Consider the following 22,622-nt stretch of genomic DNA (forward strand, 5'->3'; position numbering starts at 1 on the left):
TCCTGTAATGAATTCATATGCCGCAGCAGCAGGCGCATATCATCTGTATTCATTATAGAAAAAAAGAAGGGGGCGAAAAAGGACATATGGGATAAACCGGGGAATTATTCCCTGGTTTTCTGCCCGTGCTTTAGCAGGCGCGGATGGGAATTACATTGTGGTAATGAATATTTTCGTAGCAGTAGTCCGCTATTTTCACCTCCACGGAAAAAGCCTTTTTCATGTTCTCCTCGGTAATGGTCGCGCCGGCCTCTCCATAGAAGCTGGAGCCATCCCGTTTTAGAATCAGCGCCCGGTCCGCAATCTTTAAGGCGTGAGCCGGGTAATGGGTGTTGATAATGGCCGCGATCCCGCGTTCTCTGGAGAGCTGCTTTACAATGTCTAAAATGACCAGCTGGTTCTTGAAATCCAGATTGGACTCTGGTTCGTCTAAAATCAGCATTTCCGGCTGGGTACAGAGCGCCCGCGCGATGAGGACCATCTGAAGCTCTCCGCCGCTCATCCGGCTGCACTGCTTATCCTTTAAGAACGTGATTCCCACCTCCTCCATTGCCTTCTCCGCGATAGCCATGTCCTCTCTGGAGGGCTGGGCAAACAGGCCCAGACGGGCCGACCTTCCCATCAGCACCATCTCCAGCGCCGTGTAGGAAAGGGAGATTCCCTTGGACTGCGGCACATAGGCGATCCGCTTCCAGATCCGCGAATGGCTCATCGTATCCATGGCCAGACCGTCGATCCTCGTCTCCCCGCGGTTCCATTTTAACAAGCCCATCATACACTTGAGCAGCGTTGTTTTTCCCACGCCGTTCGGTCCCAGAACCGCCAAAACCTGGTTTCCTTCCAGCGAAAAGGAGACATCATGAAGGATTGCCGCGGAACCATAGCCAAAACTACCGTTTATTACTTCGAATTTCACAGCCTTGCACCTCCTGTCTTGCGCAAAAGGATGATAAAGAATGGTGCCCCGATAATGGCGGTCAGGATGGAGACAGGGATCTCCGCGGCTGTAGCCGCTCTGGAGGCCGTGTCGATGGCCACCATAAAAGCGGAGCCGAGACCGATACTGACCGGGATGATTTTCCGGTTGTCGCTCCCATAGAGCATCCGGGCGGCATGGGGGATTAGTAAGCCCACCCAGCCCACCTGGCCGCACAGTGATACGCAGGCGGCGGTCACCAGGGTCGCCGCTGCCATGACGATAAGCCGCAGCTTCTTTACATCGATTCCCAGCGCCTTCGTCTCGTCTTCCTGAAGAGAGAGGATGTTCAGCCTCCACCGCAGCAGAAAGAGTACCGCCACACCGAGCAGGATCAGCGGAATTCCCACCGCCAGCCCCTGATATGTGGCCCTCGACATGCTTCCCATGAGCCAGTACGTGATCGCCGGCAGATCTTCCTCCGGATCGGCCACGTATTTTGCCAGCGATACCAGCGCCTGAAACAGGGATGAGACTACCATTCCCCCCAGGACCACCATGAGAATACTGCTCTTACCATTGAGCCGGCTGATCAGGCACGTTCCGGCCAGCGCCGCCAGTCCCATGAGCAGGGCAGCCAGCTGAACAACGAGAATATTTCTGGTAAATAAAAGCGCCAGCACCGCTCCGAACGAGGCCCCTGTGGCAACTCCCAGAGTATCCGGTGTGGCCAGCGGATTGGAAAACAGGGACTGAAACGAGGCACCCGACACGGATAATCCCATACCGACCGCCAAGGCCAGCAGGATTCTGGGAAGTCTTACATGGTATATCACCGACCAGCCCTGGGGATCCACCTCCCGCCCCGTTAAGGGTGAGAGCAGGATTCCCAGCGACTCTGCCGGTGAGATATTATATCTGCCGATTCCGATACAGATCACAGCCGCTGCAAACGGCAGGAGAAAGATAAGGAGACTCATCATGCCCTGCTTCCTCTTTTGTTCCAAATGATTACGCTCCTGCACTTATTTTCCCGCCGCCTCTCTGGCCGGATTGAAGATCTGGGAGATGTCGTCATCCGTTAAATCCACCCCATAGAAACGGTTGTAATAGGTGCGCACTTCCGCTTCCATATCCACGTCGGCAAACAGCTCCGGCTGATTCTTCTGCGCCAGCCACTTTAATACCAATGGTGTATCGGATGCCGGCGGGAACCAGCGGTACATGCCCAGCGGGAACTTGTATACCTTTCCTTCCTTAACGGCCTTTACACTGCTCCAGTCATTTCCCTCAATGGTATTGTTATAAAGGTCTTCCGGCAGGTAGGGGCTGAAATTGGTAATGTAGATGATATCCGGATCCCACTCATAGATCTGCTCCATGTTGATCTCCGGCGTTCCGTTTAAGTCCGCGGCCACGTTGATGCCGCCGGTGGACTCGATCCAGTACTGGCCGAAGAAATTGCTGCCGGAGGTCTTAATCACACCGCCCGCATAGTTAAACAGAATCAGCACCCGGGGCTTTTCGATATCTCCTGCCTCTGTCAATACAGACTGCACCTCATCATATACCTGATGGCCGTATTCGGCGATTCCTGCCGCCTTGTCTTCCTGATTTAATACCTCACCCAGAAGCTTAACCCAGTTTTCGAAGGTGGCTACACAGTCGTAATCCCAGTTGGAAGTGGAGAAACCGATGGCAGGGATCCCCGCCGCGCTCAGCTTCTCATATTCGTCGGTATTATTGGCGCTGTAAAATACCACATCGGGCTTTAGATTCAGCAGTTCTTCCGTGTTCAGCTCTCCGCCCTGAAGGAAATCGGTATTGACCTCCAGAATATCCGGCACCACTTTCGGCAAAATGGAATTTTCCGCGGCTGCCATGGAAGACGGATGGATTCCCACCAGCTTCTCCGCCGAGCCCTCAAAGAGGCAGTACACGGATGGCAGCGGCAGAATAGAAGAAATTACCACTCGGTCAATTAAAGCCGGAAGCTCGACTTCTCTCCCCGTATGATCCACAACGATGCGGGTCTCTTTCTCTGTCTCTTTTCCAGCCGCAGCTGTGCTCTGTACGGTATCCTCCGGTGCGGCCGTGGCTGCCTCTTTGGAACCCGAACCGCAGCCCGCCAGTGACAGAATCATGCCTGCCGCTAAGATTGCGGCCGTTACTCTTTTTTTCATTTGCTTGTCCTCCTTTTAAACCATTCATTAAACTGAACTCCCGCAGCGCGGGCACTGTCTGCCTCTCCCAGTTTGCTGGAAACCGCGTACTGGGAAAACGGCAGGAATTTCTTTTCCGTATTTTCCGGAAGCAGAACCTTAAGAAACGGATCTGCAATAATCATCTGGTACTCCGGCCGGTTCATCGCCTGCCGGATCTTCTTCTCATCTGATAAATCCAGATCGCCGGGCAGCGTCAGAGCCGGCTCCGGGCCATAAAGGCAACCTACCGTCACACGGGTAATTCCCATTTCCCGGAAGAGGGCGTACCGGAGCGAATTGCTCATCACCTGTTCTCCCACAATCAGAACGGACATGTCCTCTGTACCATCTTTCTGTTCAACGGCATTGAGAATTTCTGAGTGTTTCGTCTCTCTGACCCGTTCCAGAGCCTCAAGCCAGGCCTTCTCCCCGCTTTCTCCTGCTGGAAACCCACAGAGATAGGGGATGCGAAATCTCTGTTCCATATATTGCGCCATCAGGAAACCAAACCGCGAGACTGCCAGATTGACCTGGGCTGACGCCGCCTCCTTTAAATCACTGAGACTGTAATCCATGGCCAGGCACAGGCCTGTTTCGTAGCCATTTTCCGCAAGGAACCGCTTGAAATCCCGGATCTCTTCGCCTTTCCCGAAATCCATGGGCAGGGCACCTAAAATATTGACCCGCCGTTCTATTGCCGCCTCCTTCGCCGCTTGTTTAGCGGTATATCGGTCCATCAACGCCTTAGCCGCCCGGAATGCCCCTCTGTCGTAGTAAGCGGTCCCGGTCGTATCAAATCCAAAGCTTGGGATGCCGGTTCTTTCCTCCAGCTCCACCGCGATCCCCTCTAAATCGGCTCCGATCACCATGGGCACAGGACTTCCCACAAGGGCCATGAGGTCCGGCTGTATGTCACGGGCCGCCGCTTCCATCTTTTTTATCAGCTTCTCGTCATCTCCCAGGACTGCGTCAATCTGCCGCAGGCCGGAGCAAAAGATGCCGGAATGGGAGCCATACCAGCGCGGGTCGTCATAACCCGTATAATTTCCCGTACACCCCGACGCGTCATGCATTGCCGTCACTGTCTTTAAATCAAACAGAACCGCGGATGCTCCCGAGTAATCAGGGGAAAAGGGCGGGAGCCATAAAGATAATCTTGCCATATCACACCACCAGTCCATAGCCGTTAATCAGCTGTCCTAAATCGGTTTCCTGTTCCGCGGCTTCCTCGATCAGCCTCATCAGCCTGCAGACCCCATCGAAGCCGAACATCCCGCTGTCGTTGAATAAGTCTGCCACATGTCTTGATCCGGCCAGATAAGCGCCTTCCACACCGATGGCGAGACTGTTTTCCATTCTCCGGTCAAACAGCACGGCACGGTGATGCTCCGGCTGATGCAGTTCCACCTCCGGGTGGTGCTCCCTCAGCCATTCCATATGAGGCTTATCAAATGCCATACAGTCCTGAGCCTCCACCCGGACCACAGAAAAGCCGTATGTAAGCAGAGCCTTCGCCATTCCAAAGGGCTGGGACGCGGCCGAGGCATCGATAATAATCGGAAATCTCCCCGCTTTCTTTACGGCCCTCCTGATCGCTTGAAGCGCCCGTTCTCTGGCAGGCCCCCAATCACAGGCTTCTTCCCTGTCCGGAAAAAGGAACGCTTTCAGCCGGCGGTAATTGTCTTCTATCTCTTCCATATCATAGGTAACCGGCATAAAGATCCATGGAATCCCCAGGCGCTCTTCCATCTGTCCCGCCGCCTGCCGTCCCGGTGCGCCGATCACGAGATTCGCGCGGCTCCCCGCCATTTCCTGGTACGCATTCAGGGTTTCGTACTGAGAAATGTGGCGCAGGCGGCTGACTCCATACGCGCTCAAAAAGTGATACAGTTCGCTTGTGACGGCCGTAGGTTCCAGATTGCCGATGGCATTGATGCCTTCATCCCGTTTTTCTGACGGAGCCAGAAGGCTGTAGAGATTATTCTGAATCGATACCGGCGGAGGCGTCCTGGACCCCAGGGAAATGGGATTCATGTGACACATTCGAAACGCAATCTCCGGGTGGCGCGCTCCCAGCGCGGACAGCAGCGCCTCGTGATCCGTTCCGATTAAATCATCCAGACAGCTGACGAACAGAAAGAATACCCGCGGCCGGGGCTCCAGCACCTCCAGAACCTCTTCCACCGCTTCGGGGATCAGGTCGTCATAGCCGTCGATAATATCGCTCTGACTCACATACAGGTAGAAGAGTCTGTCCTTAAGGCCCTGTTTCATGGCTCCGATGGCGCCATGGCGGCCACAGGCGCTGGGACAGATAAAGAGCTGAACGCTCTCCGGGGCCAGCATGCCGATCCGGACTACGCCCCAGTCGCCGTGACCCGGCGAGGAGTAGTGAAGGGTATTTTCGAAACAGCAGCTCATGCTCCCACCTCCGCCAGTATTTTATCCGCCAGTGCCTGGTAACACGCCGCCATTTCACAGTCCGGATACGCCTCGATCACGGTCTTTCCCTGGTTTTCCGCCAGCTGAACCGTCCGATCGCGGGGAACGATATGCAGTATTTCGGTGTTATTTTCCTTTGCCGCCTGCATCACCAGTTCATTTTCCCGCTCCACATTTCTGGAATTCTGTATAAATCCAGCCAGCTTTGCGTATCCGCGCTTTCCGAAGTTCCGGATCGCATGGGCGATATTGTCCGCGGCAAACAGCGCCATCATTTCACCGGACGTCACGATCATCACATAATCGGCATATCCGCCGCGGATCGGCATGGCGAACCCGCCGCATACCACATCGCCAAGCACGTCGTAAAGCACGATATCTGGCTGAAAGGTTTCATAGGCGTCAAGCTCCTCCAACTTCTCGAACGCCGTGATTATTCCTCTTCCGGCACATCCGATGCCGGGAGTCGGGCCTCCTGACTCCACACAGACAACATCGCCGTATCCCCGAAACGCGATATCGTCCAGTGTGACTCCTTCCTCCTTTTCCCGTATCTGATCGAGAACGGTGGGAATCCGCTCCCCTCCCATAAGATTTTTCGTGGAATCCGCCTTGGGATCACATCCGATCTGCATGACCCGCAGCCCGCGTGACGCCAGCGCTGCAGATAAATTCGATGTGGTGGTGGATTTTCCAATCCCGCCCTTTCCGTAGATTGCTATCTTCTTCATAATTCTCCTTCTTTTTCAAATATTCCGTCCGCAGCATCACCGGACAGCCCGTCACCATTCGTACAGGATCGTCTCCAGCTGCTCTCTGTTCCGAATCCGGATACCGCCTGGTTCCTGGTCGATTAATTTCCGCTCCTGTAAGCAGGCCAGTTCCCGAAACAGGGAGGCGCGGCTGATCCCCAGCATGGAGGCCAGAGATTCCTTAGAGCACTCCAGGCCGATCAGGCCCTCCTGCTCCGGACGCATCAGCAAGTACTGAATCAGTTTATTTCTTCCCGACTGCATGGTAAGAAATTCGATTTGTTTTATCAAAAACTGCATCTTTTCATTACAGATACAGGCATAGCGCAGCGTCAGCTCCTTGTCATTCTTCATCAGCTCGAGCAGCTTCTTTTTAGGAATTGTCAGCAGCGTCGTATCACGTCCGCATTTTAAAACCGTAGGAAGCTCCGTGTTCGTAAACAGATTGATAATCCCAAAGCAGTCCCCCCGCTTCAACTGGGACAGCATGATTTCCCGGCCATCCATAGCTATGCTGTACACCTCCACACTTCCTCTGACGACTAATCCCAGAATCTCCTGCCCCATCTGCCGGTCGCTGACAATCTGGCCTTTCCGGCAGACCTTCACACTCATACTGTCCACATATCTTTTACAGCCGTGAAACAGAGGGGAGGCCGCGACTGCCTCCTGCAGCTCTTCCTGACTCATATCCGCTCATCTCCTTACCAGCCAGTCATTTCATTGAGTTAGTTTAAACTAACCAAAATCTTAACATACGCCCATGGAAAATACAAGAAAAATAATTATCAATAATGTCTCATCTGATACTGCCTTATTTTTTTGTTTCTGCTATGCTCTTTCCAGCTTAAAGAACTACAACATTTGGAAAGGATAAACCGTTATGCCGAAAAAAATCATTCTCTTTTCCGGTTCCTCTGCCGTCGGAAAGACTGCGGTGCTGCGAACGCTTCTTCCCTATATGAAACAAAAAGGAGCCAGGCCCATGATCTGTAAGATTGACTGTCTGGAATCCGAAGACGAAGCCGTATACCGCCGGCTGGGCATTCCCGCAGTGACCGGGCTCAGCCGTGATATCTGTCCGGATCACTTTCTCGTATCGAATCTGCCGGAGCTCTGGAATTACGCGGACCACATGAAATGCGACCTCCTGTTCATTGAATCCGCAGGACTCTGCCACCGCTGTTCTCCTGCCACGGAACTCTCTGCGGCAGGCTGCGTGCTGGACTGCACGGCCAGCTGCAAATCCCCCGGCCGCCTGGGACCCATGGTCACTCACGCGGATTTCATTATCCCTACGAAGATTGACATGGTCTCCCAGGCCGAGCTGGAGATTATCCGCTGGAACTTAAGGGAAATCAACCCGGGCGCGCGAATCTTCCCTGTGGATGGGCTGGCCGGATACGGCGTGGAATTTCTCGGCGACTGGCTGGATTCCCTCCCTGACTGCCTCTCCTATGAAAATGACCGCCTGCGCCATACCATGCCAGCCGGCGTCTGCTCCTACTGCGTGGGAGAAACCCGGGTTGGCACCGCCTTTCAGCAGGGCGTCGTAGGAAAAATTGCATTGGAGGAGGCCGCCGGATGAAGCATTTAACCATTCTTCCCGGGCACGATAAAGATCAGCGCCCGGAACATTTTGAGCCGATCTGCTTAGAGCCGGGCAGCCTCTGCGCCATAGCGGGCAACACCGGTTCCGGAAAGAGCCGTCTGATTAAAGACATCGAGCAGCTGGCAGCCGGAGATTCCGTCACCGGCCGCCGGGTCCTGCTGGATGGCGAGGCAGTTCCGCTGGCAGACCGCCTTGTGACCTCGGGAAATCTCGTCGCCCATCTCTCCCAGAATATGAGATTCGTCCTTGACCTGACCGTCCGGGATTTCCTAACGCTGCACTGCCGCTGCCGCGACAGGAAAACACTGAGTCCCCAGACCATTATTGATACCGCCAACACCATCACACCGGAGCCCGTCCGGCTGGAAGAAAGCTTAAATCTTTTAAGCGGCGGGCAGAGCCGGGCACTGATGATCGCCGATATCGCTCTGGCCTGTGACAGCCCCATCGTCCTGATCGATGAGATCGAAAATGCCGGCATCGATAAGAAAAAGGCCCTTCATCTGCTGACAGGAACCCGGAAGCTGGTACTGATCGTGACCCACGATCCTCACACCGCCCTGATGGCCCCCAAACGGATCATCATGCAGAATGGAGCCATCCGCGCAGTTCTGACACGCACCGCCGGAGAGGACCGGATATTTTCTTACTTAGACCGCATATACGAGGAGCAGACGGCACTTCAGGCCAGGCTTCGGAAAGGGGAATTTCTCTCATGATTACGATTCAACTCTATTGGAATAACATCTGTATCCTTCACAGACAGGAACTGGCCTTTCTGGAGCAGGTGAAAGCAGATTTAAAGAAAAAGGATATAGACCTGTCTGTCACATGCTTCGGGCTGGGATACGGCAGACACCTGTCGGACTACTTAAGAGAGCCGGACTCAACGCTTCCCGATATGGTGGTGTCCGCCGATTTGGAGGTATTTGAGGACAGCCGCATATTCGGACGATTTCGGGAAAGTCTTCATCCCCTGGCACGCCGGCTGCCTGTCAAGCAGGAGGAGGGTGTGCCCCTGCTGCTGCGCGGAGACTTTCTTCTTCCTTACCTTGCTATCCCGCTGGTATTCTACGGCACAGGGGAATCCATACCTGAAAATGGCTCCCTGTCCCTGGATGAGCTGGTCTCGGAGGGATTTCCACTCACATTCGGCGGCATCCACAATTCAGCGGCAAAGACCGTCGTTAAAACAGTTTGGGAAACGGGAGGCGCTGACGCGGCAAAGCGGCTTCTGTCCGCCAGCTCCCTGACCGGCATGCCTATCGAGGCGTACCAGAGAGTGCGAAACGGAATGAATTCTCTGGCTCTGGTGCCCTCCGTCTACGCTCTTCGTGCGGATGGGAACCAGAGAAAGGCCGCCTGGCCTGCCGATGGAGCGGTCGTCGTTCCCTCCTATCTCTGCGCGGCCGACACGATACCGGAGGAAGCCGCCATCGCGGTGGCGGAGGCGCTTCGCTCGCCTTTGATCAGCCGGTTCTACGTGGAAAACGGCTGCCTCATAAGCTGCACGCCAGGCAGCCCCGAGGCGCCGTGGCCGGAAGGGCAGAAGGGGGACATCCGGCTTCCCTCCGCGGAATTTCTGGATAAACTGGAGCCGGAGGAATTTTATGCAGTCTATGATTCCTGCCGCAGAGAGATATAATCTGCGTGGGGGGAATGAGAGAAAAAAAAGAGAAACGGGGAAGAAAAGTTTTTATGCTTTTCTTTTTCGTTTCTCTCTTTTTGTTTTTATATTCTTTTATTCTGGCCATGCGGGTTTGAAATATTTATAAATCCATGATCTTCCGCAACCGCTCTGAACCACCGGCCTGATTTTTTGATTGAAAGAGCGCCGCCATTTTTAATATCCACCCGGATCATGCCATACCTGTTTTTATACGCGTTTCTCCAGGACCAGCAGTCAAAGGGCGCCCACAGATGGTATCCAAAACAGTTGCAGCCCTCTCCGATTGCCTTGTTCAGCCAGATCAGATGGTCACGGATAAACTCGATTCTGTAATCGTCTTCCACGATACCGTCCTGATCCAGAAATTGTTCCTCGTCCTGCACTCCCATCCCGTTTTCCGAGATATACCAGGGTATATTTCCATAATGATCGCGGAGATTGACGGCGATCTCATAGATGGCAGGCTCATAGATCTCCCAGCCGCGGGAAAAGTTCATTTTCTGCCCCTCAAAGGTATACTCTTCAAAGTATTTTTCCGGCATCAGCGGTCCTTCGTATGGTGTGCTTCTTCTGGTGACCCGCCTCGGATGGTAGTAGTTTACCCCCAGGAAATCAACCGTATTGCTGCGAATGATCTCTAAGTCTTCTTCTGCTGCCTCCGGGCAGATTCCCTCTTCCTTTAAGAGTTCCACAAGCTTTTCCGGGTACTCGCCCCTGATCGATGGATCCAGAAACGATTTATTAAAGAGCAGATCTGCGATTTCCGCACTCCTCCTGTCTTCTTCGTTGTCCGGCTCTTTGCAGTAGGTCGGCGTCAGATTCAGTACGATCCCAATGCTGCCTTCTCTGCCGCTCTTTCGAAATTCTCTTACCGCCATGCTGCTGGCAAGCTGAATATGGTAGCCGACCAGCGCTGCCTTCTTTGCGTCGCAGACAGCGGGATAATGGCGTTTATAGATGTATCCGCCCTCAGCAATCACGATAGGTTCATTAAAGGTAATCCAGCGTTTTACCTTTCCGCCAAACAATTCAAAACATTTAGCCGCAAAGGCCGCGAAGCCTTCGGCAGTCTCCCGGTTTTCAAATCCGCCCTTCTCCATCCAGTACATCGGCATATCGAAATGATGAAGGCAGAGAACAGGTTCAATCCCCTGGCTTAAAAACTCATCGATAACCGCCTGGTAGAACGTTACGCCTTCTTCATTGACCGTTCCCTCCCGGTCTTTAAAAATGCGGCTCCACTGAATGGAAGTGCGGTAGGAATTCATTCCGATTTCCTTCATCAGCTTTGCGTATTCCTTATATTTGTGGTAAAAATCCGAGGTCACGGAAGGTCCTACTCCATCGAAAAACTGCTCCGGCACCTGCTTAAACCAGTAATCCCATTCCATCTCCGCCTTTCCGTCTCCCGGAAACGTCCCCTCTGACTGCGGCCCGGAGCTGGCGGCCCCCCATAAAAAATTGTCGTTGAATTGATATTCCATAATTTCCTCCGTTTATTTTCACAATTTATAATAGTTTTACTCGATTTCCTGTAAGTAGTGAAACAGTGCCCCATATAAGTTAGCTCGATTACCAAAACGACATGGAACGATCTTCGGCATCAGAAACCCAAACCGATCTTCTTGTGCCATTCTTTTCATCCTCTTATAGATTTCCGGTATAACGAAAGGTGCTTCACTGATACCTCCTCCTAACACGATCAATTCCGTATCCAGGGTAAATTGGATCGAAAACAATCCAACTGCCATCGCTTCATAAAACTCCTCTGTAAGTCGTAAAGCCAATGGATCTCCGCTCTCTGCCAGTTTAAACAGTTCTCTTCCATCCGTCCGTTTTCCTGTTGTCCCGGCGTATTTCGCAGCCTGTTTCACCATAGTAAAGGAACTCCACGTTTCATAATGGCCATCTGCACGGTTTACCAGATAATTTCCGAATTCTCCGCAATTATTGGTCTGCCCTCTGCAGACAGCTCCATTCATGACGATCGATCCGCCAATCCCCGAGCCACATACGACAGATACGATATTACTCTTTCCAGCGGCGGCTCCCTTCCACATCTCCCCCAGTGCCGCACAGTTGGCATCATTCTCAATGGTGACCGGGAGTCCGTCTAATCGGCTGCTTATACGCTCAGTAAGCGGAATCTCGTGGATATATGGAATGGCGCTGATCCCTCCGACTCTCCCCTTCCTGGGATCGACTGCCCCCGGAGAACTCAGAGCGATTCCAGCAATTCTTTCCCTGGATGAGTCAAAGATCCGCCTCATTTCATCGAGCATCGCTTCCAGCCCCTCCGCTGGCGTAGGAAATGATCCGTTGTCTTTTAAATGGCCCTCCTTATCCCCAAAGGCGTACTTCACCGAAGTCCCGCCCATATCAAAAATCAGATAAGAGTTCATAAAGCTTCCTTTCTTCTGTTCTTTTCTCATTCATGCAATTTCTACGTTATAATCATATACTTATGTTTTTTATTTATCAAGCACTTTGTTTACAAAAGTATATACTTTATTCTTTTTTCAGCATTATCCTCAAAATAAGTATATACTTTTTGTACATTATAACAATACTTATGATATCTCTTGTAATTGTTTTTTTATTCCCCTTGTGTTAGAATGAAGCTATCTTAAAAGGGGACTTATCTATGAATAAATACATTGAAATATCGAATGAATTGAGGAACCACATATTAAAAGATAATCTTTACCATCCAAACGACCAGATCCCATGCGAGAAGGATCTCTGTATCCAGTATGGAGCCAGCAAGATGACCATTAAAAAGGCGCTTGACATCCTGGTCGACGAGGGGCTGATTTATAAAAAAAGAGGGCATGGAACCTTTGTAAAGGGGTTATCGCAGCAGCAGCTGGATATTATGGAAGAGAACTTATGCAATACCCAGCAGGCCCTGACCGGTTTCAGCCGGCAGTATGCCAAGGAAGCTGTGACCTCCACCGTCCTGGAGTTTTCCGTCATACCGCCGACACCAAAGATCGCATCCAATCTGCATATCACAGAAGAAGACTTCGTATACAAGATTATCCGTGTCAGGAACCGGAACGGGGTTCCCTGTGTTATGGAAGAAACCTATATGCCCATTGATCTGATTCCAGGTCTCAAGATGGCGCATTTGGAATCGTCCATCTATGCCTATATCCGTCAGACGCTTCATTATGAGATTCAGAGTTCCCACGTCCGCATCCGCGCCAGGGGAGCGTCCGAGTTCATCGCCAGGAATCTCCAGCTGGAACCAGGCAGCCCGGTAGCCGTCGTGGAGCAGATCGCCTTCCTGGACAACGGCATGCCGTTCGAGTATTCCTTTTCGACGCATAAGGCGGACTTATTTGATTTTTCAGCCGTTATTGTAAAAAAGATACCTTAGGTACAGTTCAAAACTTCATAAACAGAAGCACTCTGGAAAATGATTCTAATCTATTTCCAGAGTGTTTTTTATTTTTATTCGATTTTATTCGTACATACGTTCGTTTTATCGGATTAATAGTGTAGCGCTACTGATTCAGCCACCATTTACACATCACTCTTGGAAGGAGGAAGAAAGCCTGTTCACAATAGGCTTTCAAAAAGAATATGAGCAGTACAGAATGGACCTACCACATGACAATCAGCAATCAGACAGGGGAAACTCTCGTTGCACAGAACGAGGAAAGGAACTGGGGAATCTGGTACCTTGGAGGAAAGGATAAGAGCGCCCCTGTCTCCATCGGTGCTGGGGAAACCAAAGAAGTATTTGGAATCCGGGCATCGAAAGGCACCGCCACCGGCTATCAGGGCCAGTGTACCTGGATTGGGGCGAGCGGTTCCCTGACTCTGTCAATCGAAGTACCTTACTCAAAAGATAATAAGTCCTCATTAAAAGTATCCGGCATGTACAACATAGACGGCTGGAAGGAACTGCCGTCAAGGGGCCACCACTTCAATCATCTGCTGACCATTACAAAAGTGGATTAAGGAGGAAACACCATGGATATTTCCAATTGGGAAGCATTAAAAAATGATATGGGGGAGAATACAGGCAAACCGCTGAACCAGCTTTTGAATATTCCCTACAGCTATCCCCCGAAACCGGTTTTTCTGAGCCTGTCCGATCCCTATGATATCCCCCAGAAATACTGGCCGGTTATCAATGATCCGAAGTACGACAATATGTTGAAGAAGCAACAGCTCGTAGACAGCTACTTCGGGGCCGTCCTGTATGTGGCCTATACCGCACCCTCCAATATTCAGACCTTTCCGGCGGGCCAGTCGCAGACGACTACCATAAAAATCTCTCAGGTATCTGTCTTAAAACAGACAAATGTATGCTCCGTCGATGTCCGTTCCCTGATCAAGGGGGAGGCCTCCGGATTGCTGAAGGGCGTGACACTGGGGCTCACCACAGAGCTGGAGACAAAGTTTGGCTATAGCTACAGTACGGAGACCACAGACACGAAAGAAAAGACGTTTACGAAAACGGTAACCATCCCCGCATCCGACAAGGACCGCATCCTGGTTCCCTGGAATCTCTCCAAGATCCTTGTCGTCTACCGGAAACATAAAACGAAAGGCATCTCGCTGATCTGCGCGGATGAAACTATCGAACAGTCTGTCGAAAAATTTTATACCCTGTAGCCTGGGGGCAGATTATACCACTGTTTTACGGAAGAAAAACCAAAAGAGGAGTCTGAACATCATGAGTATTCACGTACTCACTCCTGTTCAGACTCCTCTTACTATAATCCCTACAGCTCCGTGCCGGTTTCCTGACGGCTCAACGGGCCGCCGCGCTGCTTCTCTCAATCAGCTGCGGTGGAAAGTAGTACTGCTGATATGTGCCCCGCTCTGCCTCTATCTTCTGCACCAGCATTTCACTGGCGGCCTTTCCAAGTGTGGTTCCAGGCTGACGGACCGTGGTCAGAGGGACATCCATCACCACCGCCACCGGGTCGTCATCAAAACCGACCAGAGACACGTCCTCCGGGATGCGCAAGCCCAGCTCTCTGGCCGCCCGCCAGACGCCGAGCGCCATGTAATCGTTCCCTGCGAAGACAGCGGTCACTCCCAGCCCCAGAAGGCGTTTTCCACATTCATATCCTGATTCAATCGAGAAATCCCCCTGCATCACCAGACTGCGGTCAATCGGTATGCCATAATCCTTCAATGCTTTCAAATAGCCGCAGGTACGCTGTCTGGTAAACTGTTCTCCAGCAATATGGCCGATTCTGGTATGCCCCTTTTTCAGAAGATACTCGGCTGCCAGATAGCCGCCCTGAACGTTGTCAACAGCCATGAAATCACAGGGTGCTTTCTGTAAGTAATGCTCGATGAGAATTACTGGTACCCGGCATTTTCGCAGTGCCGCCTCTACCAGCTTCTGATTGGCATTCACTTCTTTCTCCCTTGGCAGCACAAGCAGAATCCCGTCTGCATACCTCTTCTGAAGAATATCCAGATACTTCACACACTGCTGTACATTTTCCTCGCAGTTGCACAACAGAAGGGCGTACTCATTTTCCTGAGCGCATTTCTCAATTCCCGTGGATATATTGGCCAGAAAAGGGTTCACAAGGTTAGGCAGAATAAGGCCAATCGTATGCGTTTTCCGTGTTGCAAGGGATACCGCAATCGGATTGCAGGTAAATTCATAGCGCTCTGCAATCTCCAGTACTTTCTGCCGCGTCTTTTCAGAAATCCGGTAGTGCCCGGCCTTGTTATTCAAAATAATGGAAACCGTGGCCTCTGAGACCCCAGCTTCCCTGGCAATATCTTTTGCGGTGATTTTCATATAACGTCTCCAGTCTTACAGTACTTCCATATTTTTACAAAAGTGTACCTATCATTGTATATGAAAATCCCTTAAAATGCAATGGTTCCAGTCAATCAGAACGGAAGCTGCCTCACCCGGCCGCCGCCCTGACAGCGGCGTATTAAAGCCTCGTATTCTGCGTCGCCCCCTTCCCGGATCAGACGTCTGTATTCCTCCATTAATTCCGGGCGTTTTTCCCTCAAATATTCCATCAGCCTGATCTCCTGTATGGAATTAGGTTTCATGTAGAAGCGGTCAATATAGAGCGGTATATCCGGTCTTAAGGAATCCAGCACCTGGTCCAGATCCGTGATCCCCGGCATGATAGGTGCAAACGTCGCAATCACCGGCAGCCCCGCTTCTCTCAGCCGGTTTCCCGTCTCAATCCCGGCATGTCCTTCTCCTGCCTTAAGCTTTTCAATTTCATCCAGACGGCACAGTTCTGTCACGATACACAGCTCTTCCATCCCCCTCAGTAAATCCAGATCCCGCTCAATCAGAAGAGACTTCGCACTGGTACAAATAGTAAGAGGAATACCATGTTTTTTGATTACCTCCACGCACTGTCTCGTCAGCCCGTACGTCTCCTCCACCGGCATGTACGGATCGCAGTAGTCTCCGATGTAAAGCCGGACGCCTTTCGGCCATCTCTCACACTCCTGATCCAGAATCTCTGCGATATTGATTCTGATGGCGATATTGCCTTCCCAGCCCTCCCGTTCCAGCCAGTAGCAGAACGGACAGCCGGACACACATCCATCGTAAGGATTGATGTAAGGCTGGCCATTCTCCGTCATTTCTATTGCTTTTTCCACCCTGGTCTCGTAGATCATCATTTTCTCCAATCTTTCTTTATCCTTTTACCGAACCGGTTACCATTCCATTGATAATCTGCTTCTGAAAGATGATAAATACCAGAAGCGACGGAATGAGGACGATTACGGCCCCCGCCATAATAACACCATAGGCGGATCCCTCCGAACTGTTCAGCTGCGCGATTCCTACCTGAACTGTCCGCATCTCATTGCGGTTCGTAATCAGCATAGGCCATAAGTACACATTCCATATTTCAACAAACGCCGTGATAAATACGGTAACCAGAATCGGTTTTGAAATTGGAATCAGAATTCTGGTAAAGAAGCGGATATCTCCGCACCCATCCATCTCAGAGGCTTCCTTTATAGAGGCCGAGACTCCCAGAAAATACTGTCTCATAATAAAAACACTGGTCGCAGAGCCAATAAACATAATAATAATTCCCTGGTAAGTATTGATCATATGAAGCTTCGATATGGTCTCATAATTGGTGAGAAGCGTCGCCTCACCGGGAATAAGCATGGTCCCCACAGTCAAATAAAAAAACAGATTCTTTCCCTTAAAATCGAAGCAGGCATATCCATAAGCGGCCAGAGCCGCCGTCACCACGCGCAGACAGCACGTGATTGTGGTCACAAAGACCGAGTTCCAGATAAACCGCAGCATCATCGTATTTTCCCAGACCGCGTGGTAATTGGAAAAATCGATCCGCCTCGGGAGCATTCTGGGATTCAGGCTCAGGATCTCCGTACTCTTCATAAAGGATGTACCAAGTGCGTACAGCACAGGAAATATGACCAGAAGTCCAATTCCTGTCGCCGCCGCCTGATATAGCACACTCTTCCATATCCTGCGTTTCCCCATCAGTAATGAACACCTCTCTTCTCCCAGATAAACGATATGAGAATAACCGTAAATCCAATGATAAAACCTACCACAGCCGCCGAATACGAAAGGCCGTAATTATATACGTAAAATCCTTTCTGGTACATATAGTACATAATGGTAGATGTGGAACTGTCCGGTCCTCCCTGGGTCAGGATAATCACAGGCCCGGACATCATCAGCGCGCTTCCTACGTTGACACAAAACAGGTAAAACAGGGTTGGGCTTATCATAGGGGTATAAATATAGCGCACCTTCTGCCAGATCCCGGCCCCTTCTGCGGTGGCCGCTTCCAACAATTCTTCCGATACCGACCGGACCGCAGACAGCAGGAATATGTAAGTCATCCCAAGTCCCATCCAGATGCCGATGATAATAATCGCCCACAGCGCATACTTCTTATCTGTAAACCACATGATATTTAAGTGAAACACATGATTGATAAATCCCAGATTCCCATTTAAAAGAAGCTTAAAAATGACAGAAGCCACAGACATGGACACTGCCATGGGCATCGCATACATCAATTCATAAACGGGAGAGAGGCGTCTCCCGGACGCGGAGATCAGCGCCAGGAGATACCCCATTAGAATCGTCACCGGTATGACAACCAGTGCATACTCGAATGTTACAACAATGGATTTTAAAAATGTTTCATCACTGAACAGTTTCCGATAATTTCCCAGCCCCACAAATTTAACAGGTATATTGTTGGAATTAATCAGAAACAGACTCTTAAACAGCGTCTTAACTGCCGGATAATAGATAAACAGCACCAGGAAAAACATGGATGGCAGTATCAGCAGATATGGAGTTATTTTCTTTTTTCTTTTCAACGTTTCCGCCCCTCTTCCCGTATATACTCTCGCGAAGTATCTTACTCCTCGGCCGGATTCGCCTCATTGTATTCATCCAGCGCTCTGTTGCACTGCTCCGCCATGCTGTCCACACATTCCTGTGCCGTGATTTCTCCCTTGGCCCATCTCAAAGAAGTATCTCTGAAAATCAGCTGGAACTCCTGCTGAGTCGGTGCCAGATGCTCCTGAACCTTCGGGTTGGACTTCATCAGGGAATCAAATGCCACACGGTAGCTGGAATTGTCTTTCAAGAATGCTTTCATCTCTTCTGTTTCCATGGTTTTTCCATTGGTTGGTATATAGCCGGTTGCGATACACAGCTTTGTCTGCGTCTCTGCCGAGGACCAGTACTTCATAAATTCCCATCCGGTATTCACTACCTCCGAATCACCTCTGTCCAGAATATAGAGGGATGTTCCACCCGGACATACTCCGCCTTTATCCGTATCCAGAACCCTGGGAAGCTCCGAAATGCCCAGCTCGAATCCATTTTCTTTGGCCGCTTCAATGATTGAGGTCATAGCCCAGTTTCCACCGCAGAACATGGCGCTTAAGCCTGAACAAAACTCGTCCTTGGGCTGATCATCCACATCAACACTCTGTACAGCCCCCGTATCGAGAACCTTCTGCCACTCATTCAGAAGAGTCAGCATGGTTCCATCCTCATCAAAGGTCACCTTCGTCATGCGCCCTGTCCTGCCGCCTTCGTTGTTGCCGATAAAATGGTAATCACCCTGGCCGCCGATCCAGTTGTTTAGGTATACATTCTGAAGGCCAAGGGTGATTCCGTACTGTTTCACCGTATCACCATCTTTAATCAGCAGTTTTTCCGCGCAGTCCGCCATCTCTGCAATGGTCGTCGGCGGATTTTCCGGATCGAGTCCCGCCTTCTCAAATGCCGTCTTATTGTAATAGAAGATCATAGCGTCGCCTGTAAATGGGATGCTGTACTGTTTTCCCCTGAAATTATACGTATCCCACAGAGACTGTACCATGTCCTCCTTCTTAAAATCCGCGTCCGTCTCCAGAAACGAATCCAGAGGGACGACATTCTTAACCGTGCTCATGTACTCCACATCGCCGGCATAAATAGTAACAAGATCAGGCATATTCGCCACATCGTTTGCCAGGATCAGCGCTTTTAGCTTACTCACAATGTCTTCATCCTGATAGACCGGCACCACCTTCACCCCAGCCGATTTACCGATGGTGTCGTTAAACTCCGGAATCAGCTGCTCTTCAATAAACTTTCCGTTAGAGCCGCCCCGGTTATGCCACATAATCAATTCTTTCTCCTGTACCGGCGCGGCCTCCTTCTGATCCCCCGCAGCCTCTGTCTGTGTCCGAGTCCCTGCTGGTGCCTGGGTCTCTGCCGCCCCCTTCCCCGTTCCGGAAGAACAGCCTGCTATCATCACCCCAGCCATGACAGCTGCAAGCACTGCTAAATAAACCCTGTTCCTTTTCATAGAAATACCTCCTTTTTCTTTTGCTAAAGCGCTTTAGCAACTTTTTCTTATTATACACCTTCCAGCCTTTTGTTGTCCAGTATTTTCTAGATTTTCTTTAACTATTTATCTCATATTTATCCTTAATTAAGGCTCCGTTTACGGAGAGGTGAAATGCAATAAAAATGCCTCCCTTCCGGCAGGAACCTTTGATTACTGGTTTTGTCGGATGAGAGGCATTTCTATTCTATTTTTATATGTATCTTTATAAAGGTTGTAATTATATGGGGATTTTCGAAATGCATTTTTTATCCTTTATTATATAAAAGATACTTTGTAATTCAGATGTTTTAAGCTTAAAGATAAGCTGCTATCTGATCGATTGATAAATGCTTCTTATATTGTTTTCGGATAAAATTGACATTTGTTTTTCCGTTCCTATTAATACGCCGAGTTTTTCGCCTTTTTTTTTCTTATACACAGGCTTCCAGCGCAATTTTCATCATTGTGGTAAATGACTCCTGGCGCTCCTTTGCGGAGGCCTTTTCCCCTGTAGGGAAGGAATCGGAAATTGTCAGAAGGCAGGCTGCATTTTTATTCAGTACCTTAGCGTTATGGAACAGTGCAAAGCTTTCCATATCGACACAGGTACACTGGTGTTTTCTGTTAATCTCTCTGTAATCGTCCATGTTCGCTTCACAGTAGAAGACATCACTGGAGTGAACGCGTGTGGGAGTAAGCAGATAACCCAATTTCTTAGCCGTCTCCAGAATCCGGTCATTTAATTCTCTGCTTGGATATAAAATGTCATCAGAAGAGCCATTCTGTGTTCTGGCAAAGCTTGATTCGCTCCAAACACTCTCCGCCAACACTACATCATACAGATTTAAGTCCGTTACGTAGGCGCCGGAAGAACCGATCCTGATAATATTATTCACATCATAAATACTGAACAGCTCGTATGAGTAAATTCCCATGGAGGGCATCCCCATACCGCTCGCCATCACGCTCACTTCTTTTCCCCTGTACATTCCCGTATACGCATATGCGGCACGCACTTCGTTCACAAGGCGGGGATTCTCCAGGAAATTCTCTGCGATAAACTTCGCTCTCAACGGATCTCCGGGCATTAATACATTTTTAGCAATATCGCCTTTGCAGGCCTGGTTATGTGGTGTTGACATTGTTTCTACCTCCTGTTTTTCATTATATAATAGGACCATTCATTCCACGCTCGATCATTTCACAGAGTGCGGCTACATCTTATAGATGCGCAGTTAAACTTCATGTCAGTGGGGGATACTCGCTTGTTTTGATAAATTATATCACATTTTTTAGTATTATTTATCTAATTTTTATCTTTGAACTTATTATAATTCATCTCTAATTATTTTTCAATATATTTCTGTCAGATAAATTTTTTTATCATTTTTCTCTTCTCTCTCCAAACACAAACTTTTCAACCGCCTCCTTCACCCCCTGGTCCCGTTCTCCTTTCGTGATATAATCCGCCACTGCTTTCAGCTGCGGATCGGCGTTTGCCACAGCCACACCAATCCCGGCCTTTTTGATCACTTCAATGTCGTTTGTGTGATCTCCCACCGCCATGACGCAGTCAGACGGCAGGGAAAGATACTCTAAAAGCCTTGTAAGGCCAGATGCCTTGGAACAGCCGCCGGCCACTATCTCTATGGAAAACTCTCCATACTGAAAAAAGCTGATCTCATTGGCGCAGCGTTCCAGTTCCCTGGCAAATGCTCCGATCATTCCGGACCTCGCGTCGTCCAGAACATAGATCTTGTGCACCGCCTGATTCCAGACCTCCGGCGTATTGCCCAGTGTCTGGTCATATCCCTTATATTTACCGAGACGCTTTCTGATCCACTCCGTTCTTACCAGAGGGCATTCCCGGTCTGTAAAGCTGAATATGACCGTAAACTGAGGATACATTTCCATGTAGCGCTGCGTGATCTCCTGTATTATTTTTGCATACAGCATCCTGCACCAGATCATTCTCCCCCGGTCGTATAAAATGCTGCCATTATTCGCAACATACGGTATTGTAAGTTCTGCATCTCTCGCATAGGATTCCGCGCGGTAAGGCATTCTTCCTGTCGCCAGAGTAAACTGGATTCCCCGCATTTTCAGTTCCTGAATTACCTGGATTGTCTCCTCCTTTAAATGGTCGTCTTTATGAATTAAGGTGTCGTCGATATCACACACCACCAATTGAATCGGAATTCGTTCCATAGTTAAAAACCTCCTGCTTTATCAGATGCCTGCAGCACCTGTAAAATTTATTCTTATCCTTACTGCCTTCCTCTTTTCCTCCTCGAGTAAAAAAGCCCGGCAGAATACGCATCTGCCGGGTTTCTTATTTCAGAAATGTAATACCATGCTCTATATCTTCCACATCGACCTCCAGCCTGATGGCATCGCCGATCCAGGAGGTAACGGAATACTCATACGGAACATTGTCTTTTAAAAAGGATTTGCTCGTGATCTGGAGAATCAGTGTGTCATACGTGATCTTCAGCAGCTCTATGTCGGATACCGAGGGTCTTACAGCCTCGATGACATTTTTTCTGCGGTCTATCTTTAAATGGTATACTTCCTTCAAGGTCTTCGAGAGAGATCCTTCCACACATAATCCTTTTTTATCCAGTTCCGGGGTGAAGACCGCTGGAATCCAGATTCGGTTGATTGCAACCGGATTGCAATCGACACGAAAAATCCGCTTAATGAAGAAGATATCTCCTTCATAGTTTAAAGCACGGCCAATGTGCTCATACGTCGTATCAAAATGGCTCAGCTCCACAATCTCAGGGCTCTTATCAATCCGTACTCTGCCCGCCTGCCCTGGCAGTCCCAGCTTATGCAGAATCGGGTTTGGCTGCGATTTCAAGAAAGATCCGCGGCCTCTGTAGCGGACGATCAGACCGTCCTTTTCCAGCTCCGCAATGGCCTGCCGCATGGTAACCCGGCTCACTTTATACGATTCTGCCAGTTCCTTTTCCGCCGGAAGTTTTCCGTTTTCATCTACAAGCTTGTTAATCAACAGCTTGTTCTTCAGATCGACATAGATCTGGTAGTAGAGTGGAATCGGTGATTCATTCATGATACCATTGCTGTTCCCCATTTGTTTCATTCCTCTTCTGATCATTTTAGTTAAACGCTTCGCCAAGTGCTCCCGGACGGCAGAAAGCAGTTTTCAAACACAT

Annotated in this window: 23 protein-coding genes; 6 read left to right on the plus strand and 17 right to left on the minus strand. The window is 50.0% G+C overall.

The genetic code is table 11. The features are described 5' to 3' along the window. Positions 1-130: 130 nt before the first annotated feature. From H8S80_RS19285 to H8S80_RS19315, 7 genes are read right to left on the minus strand one after another with little or no spacing between them, the layout of a single operon-like run. A complete protein-coding gene (locus tag H8S80_RS19285) occupies positions 131-916 on the minus strand; it encodes an ABC transporter ATP-binding protein (protein WP_117621455.1) in 786 nt (261 codons plus the stop codon). Further along, positions 913-1,899, minus strand: a complete 987-nt coding sequence (locus H8S80_RS19290) for a FecCD family ABC transporter permease (RefSeq protein WP_181987908.1) — start codon at positions 1,897-1,899, stop codon at positions 913-915. Before H8S80_RS19290 ends, H8S80_RS19285 begins: the two co-directional genes overlap by 4 nt. Positions 1,900-1,941: 42 nt before the next feature. After that, positions 1,942-3,099 carry an ABC transporter substrate-binding protein gene (locus tag H8S80_RS19295; protein WP_117621456.1) on the minus strand — a complete coding sequence of 386 codons (1,158 nt, stop codon included), beginning with the start codon at positions 3,097-3,099 and terminating at the stop codon, positions 1,942-1,944. Then, positions 3,096-4,283, minus strand: a complete 1,188-nt coding sequence (locus tag H8S80_RS19300) for a nitrogenase component 1 (protein ID WP_181987902.1) — start codon at positions 4,281-4,283, stop codon at positions 3,096-3,098. Before H8S80_RS19300 ends, H8S80_RS19295 begins: the two co-directional genes overlap by 4 nt. Position 4,284: 1 nt before the next feature. Next, positions 4,285-5,541, minus strand: coding sequence for a nitrogenase component 1 (locus H8S80_RS19305; protein WP_117621458.1), 1,257 nt, complete (start codon positions 5,539-5,541; stop codon positions 4,285-4,287). Next, positions 5,538-6,293, minus strand: a complete 756-nt coding sequence (locus H8S80_RS19310) for a nucleotide-binding protein (RefSeq protein WP_117621459.1) — start codon at positions 6,291-6,293, stop codon at positions 5,538-5,540. The genes H8S80_RS19305 and H8S80_RS19310 overlap by 4 nt, the downstream gene beginning before the upstream one ends. A gap of 51 nt (positions 6,294-6,344) precedes the next feature. Then, the gene (locus H8S80_RS19315; protein ID WP_117621460.1) at positions 6,345-7,004 is read right to left on the minus strand and encodes a Crp/Fnr family transcriptional regulator; all 660 of its coding nucleotides are present in this window, start codon (positions 7,002-7,004) and stop codon (positions 6,345-6,347) included. A 193-nt stretch (positions 7,005-7,197) separates the two neighbouring features. Here H8S80_RS19315 and H8S80_RS19320 point away from each other — a divergent pair, with 193 nt between their 5' ends. Genes H8S80_RS19320 through H8S80_RS19330 form a run of 3 tightly spaced genes read left to right on the plus strand, consistent with a single transcriptional unit; the run spans position 7,198 to position 9,571 of the window. Further along, positions 7,198-7,902, plus strand: a complete 705-nt coding sequence (locus tag H8S80_RS19320; protein ID WP_117621461.1) for a GTP-binding protein — start codon at positions 7,198-7,200, stop codon at positions 7,900-7,902. Beyond that, a complete protein-coding gene (locus tag H8S80_RS19325) occupies positions 7,899-8,645 on the plus strand; it encodes an ATP-binding cassette domain-containing protein (RefSeq protein WP_117621462.1) in 747 nt (248 codons plus the stop codon). Before H8S80_RS19320 ends, H8S80_RS19325 begins: the two co-directional genes overlap by 4 nt. Continuing rightward, positions 8,642-9,571, plus strand: coding sequence for a type 2 periplasmic-binding domain-containing protein (locus tag H8S80_RS19330; RefSeq protein WP_117621463.1), 930 nt, complete (start codon positions 8,642-8,644; stop codon positions 9,569-9,571). The genes H8S80_RS19325 and H8S80_RS19330 overlap by 4 nt, the downstream gene beginning before the upstream one ends. A gap of 86 nt (positions 9,572-9,657) precedes the next feature. Here H8S80_RS19330 and H8S80_RS19335 read toward each other — a convergent pair whose 3' ends face one another. Both H8S80_RS19335 and H8S80_RS19340 read right to left on the minus strand, forming a co-directional pair. After that, complete coding sequence (locus H8S80_RS19335) at positions 9,658-11,079, minus strand: glycoside hydrolase family 1 protein (RefSeq protein ID WP_117621464.1); 1,422 nt, start codon at positions 11,077-11,079, stop codon at positions 9,658-9,660. 36 nt (positions 11,080-11,115) lie between these two features. After that, positions 11,116-12,027: an ROK family protein gene (locus tag H8S80_RS19340; RefSeq protein ID WP_243007870.1), complete on the minus strand. Its 912-nt coding sequence runs from the start codon at positions 12,025-12,027 to the stop codon at positions 11,116-11,118. Between the two features lie 212 nt (positions 12,028-12,239). Between H8S80_RS19340 and H8S80_RS19345 the strand changes: the two genes are divergently transcribed. From H8S80_RS19345 to H8S80_RS19355, 3 genes are all read left to right on the plus strand, one after another. Beyond that, positions 12,240-12,977 carry a GntR family transcriptional regulator gene (locus H8S80_RS19345; protein ID WP_117621465.1) on the plus strand — a complete coding sequence of 246 codons (738 nt, stop codon included), beginning with the start codon at positions 12,240-12,242 and terminating at the stop codon, positions 12,975-12,977. A 206-nt stretch (positions 12,978-13,183) separates the two neighbouring features. Then, positions 13,184-13,564, plus strand: coding sequence for a hypothetical protein (locus tag H8S80_RS19350; RefSeq protein ID WP_243007871.1), 381 nt, complete (start codon positions 13,184-13,186; stop codon positions 13,562-13,564). A 12-nt stretch (positions 13,565-13,576) separates the two neighbouring features. Continuing rightward, the gene (locus H8S80_RS19355) at positions 13,577-14,224 is read left to right on the plus strand and encodes a phosphocarrier, HPr family protein (RefSeq protein ID WP_117621466.1); all 648 of its coding nucleotides are present in this window, start codon (positions 13,577-13,579) and stop codon (positions 14,222-14,224) included. A 139-nt stretch (positions 14,225-14,363) separates the two neighbouring features. Here H8S80_RS19355 and H8S80_RS19360 read toward each other — a convergent pair whose 3' ends face one another. The 8 genes from H8S80_RS19360 to H8S80_RS19395 form a co-directional block, all read right to left on the minus strand. Further along, the gene (locus tag H8S80_RS19360; RefSeq protein WP_117621467.1) at positions 14,364-15,377 is read right to left on the minus strand and encodes a LacI family DNA-binding transcriptional regulator; all 1,014 of its coding nucleotides are present in this window, start codon (positions 15,375-15,377) and stop codon (positions 14,364-14,366) included. Positions 15,378-15,472: 95 nt separating this feature from the next. Beyond that, positions 15,473-16,243, minus strand: a complete 771-nt coding sequence (locus H8S80_RS19365) for an SPL family radical SAM protein (protein ID WP_147338536.1) — start codon at positions 16,241-16,243, stop codon at positions 15,473-15,475. Between the two features lie 7 nt (positions 16,244-16,250). Further along, positions 16,251-17,078 (minus strand): carbohydrate ABC transporter permease, encoded by an 828-nt coding sequence (locus H8S80_RS19370; RefSeq protein ID WP_055657595.1) that lies wholly within the window; start codon positions 17,076-17,078, stop codon positions 16,251-16,253. Beyond that, positions 17,078-17,935 (minus strand): carbohydrate ABC transporter permease, encoded by an 858-nt coding sequence (locus tag H8S80_RS19375; protein ID WP_117621469.1) that lies wholly within the window; start codon positions 17,933-17,935, stop codon positions 17,078-17,080. Before H8S80_RS19375 ends, H8S80_RS19370 begins: the two co-directional genes overlap by 1 nt. 41 nt (positions 17,936-17,976) lie before the next feature. Continuing rightward, positions 17,977-19,422: an ABC transporter substrate-binding protein gene (locus H8S80_RS19380; RefSeq protein WP_117621470.1), complete on the minus strand. Its 1,446-nt coding sequence runs from the start codon at positions 19,420-19,422 to the stop codon at positions 17,977-17,979. Between the two features lie 452 nt (positions 19,423-19,874). Beyond that, the gene (gene deoD / locus H8S80_RS19385) at positions 19,875-20,585 is read right to left on the minus strand and encodes a purine-nucleoside phosphorylase (RefSeq protein ID WP_002601203.1); all 711 of its coding nucleotides are present in this window, start codon (positions 20,583-20,585) and stop codon (positions 19,875-19,877) included. Between the two features lie 241 nt (positions 20,586-20,826). Beyond that, positions 20,827-21,651, minus strand: a complete 825-nt coding sequence (locus H8S80_RS19390) for an HAD family hydrolase (RefSeq protein ID WP_117621471.1) — start codon at positions 21,649-21,651, stop codon at positions 20,827-20,829. Positions 21,652-21,775: 124 nt separating this feature from the next. Then, entirely contained in the window at positions 21,776-22,540 is a 765-nt protein-coding gene (locus H8S80_RS19395) for a GntR family transcriptional regulator (RefSeq protein WP_181987903.1), read from the minus strand. Positions 22,541-22,622: the final 82 nt, after the last annotated feature.

The organism is Hungatella sp. L36 (assembly GCF_014288035.1).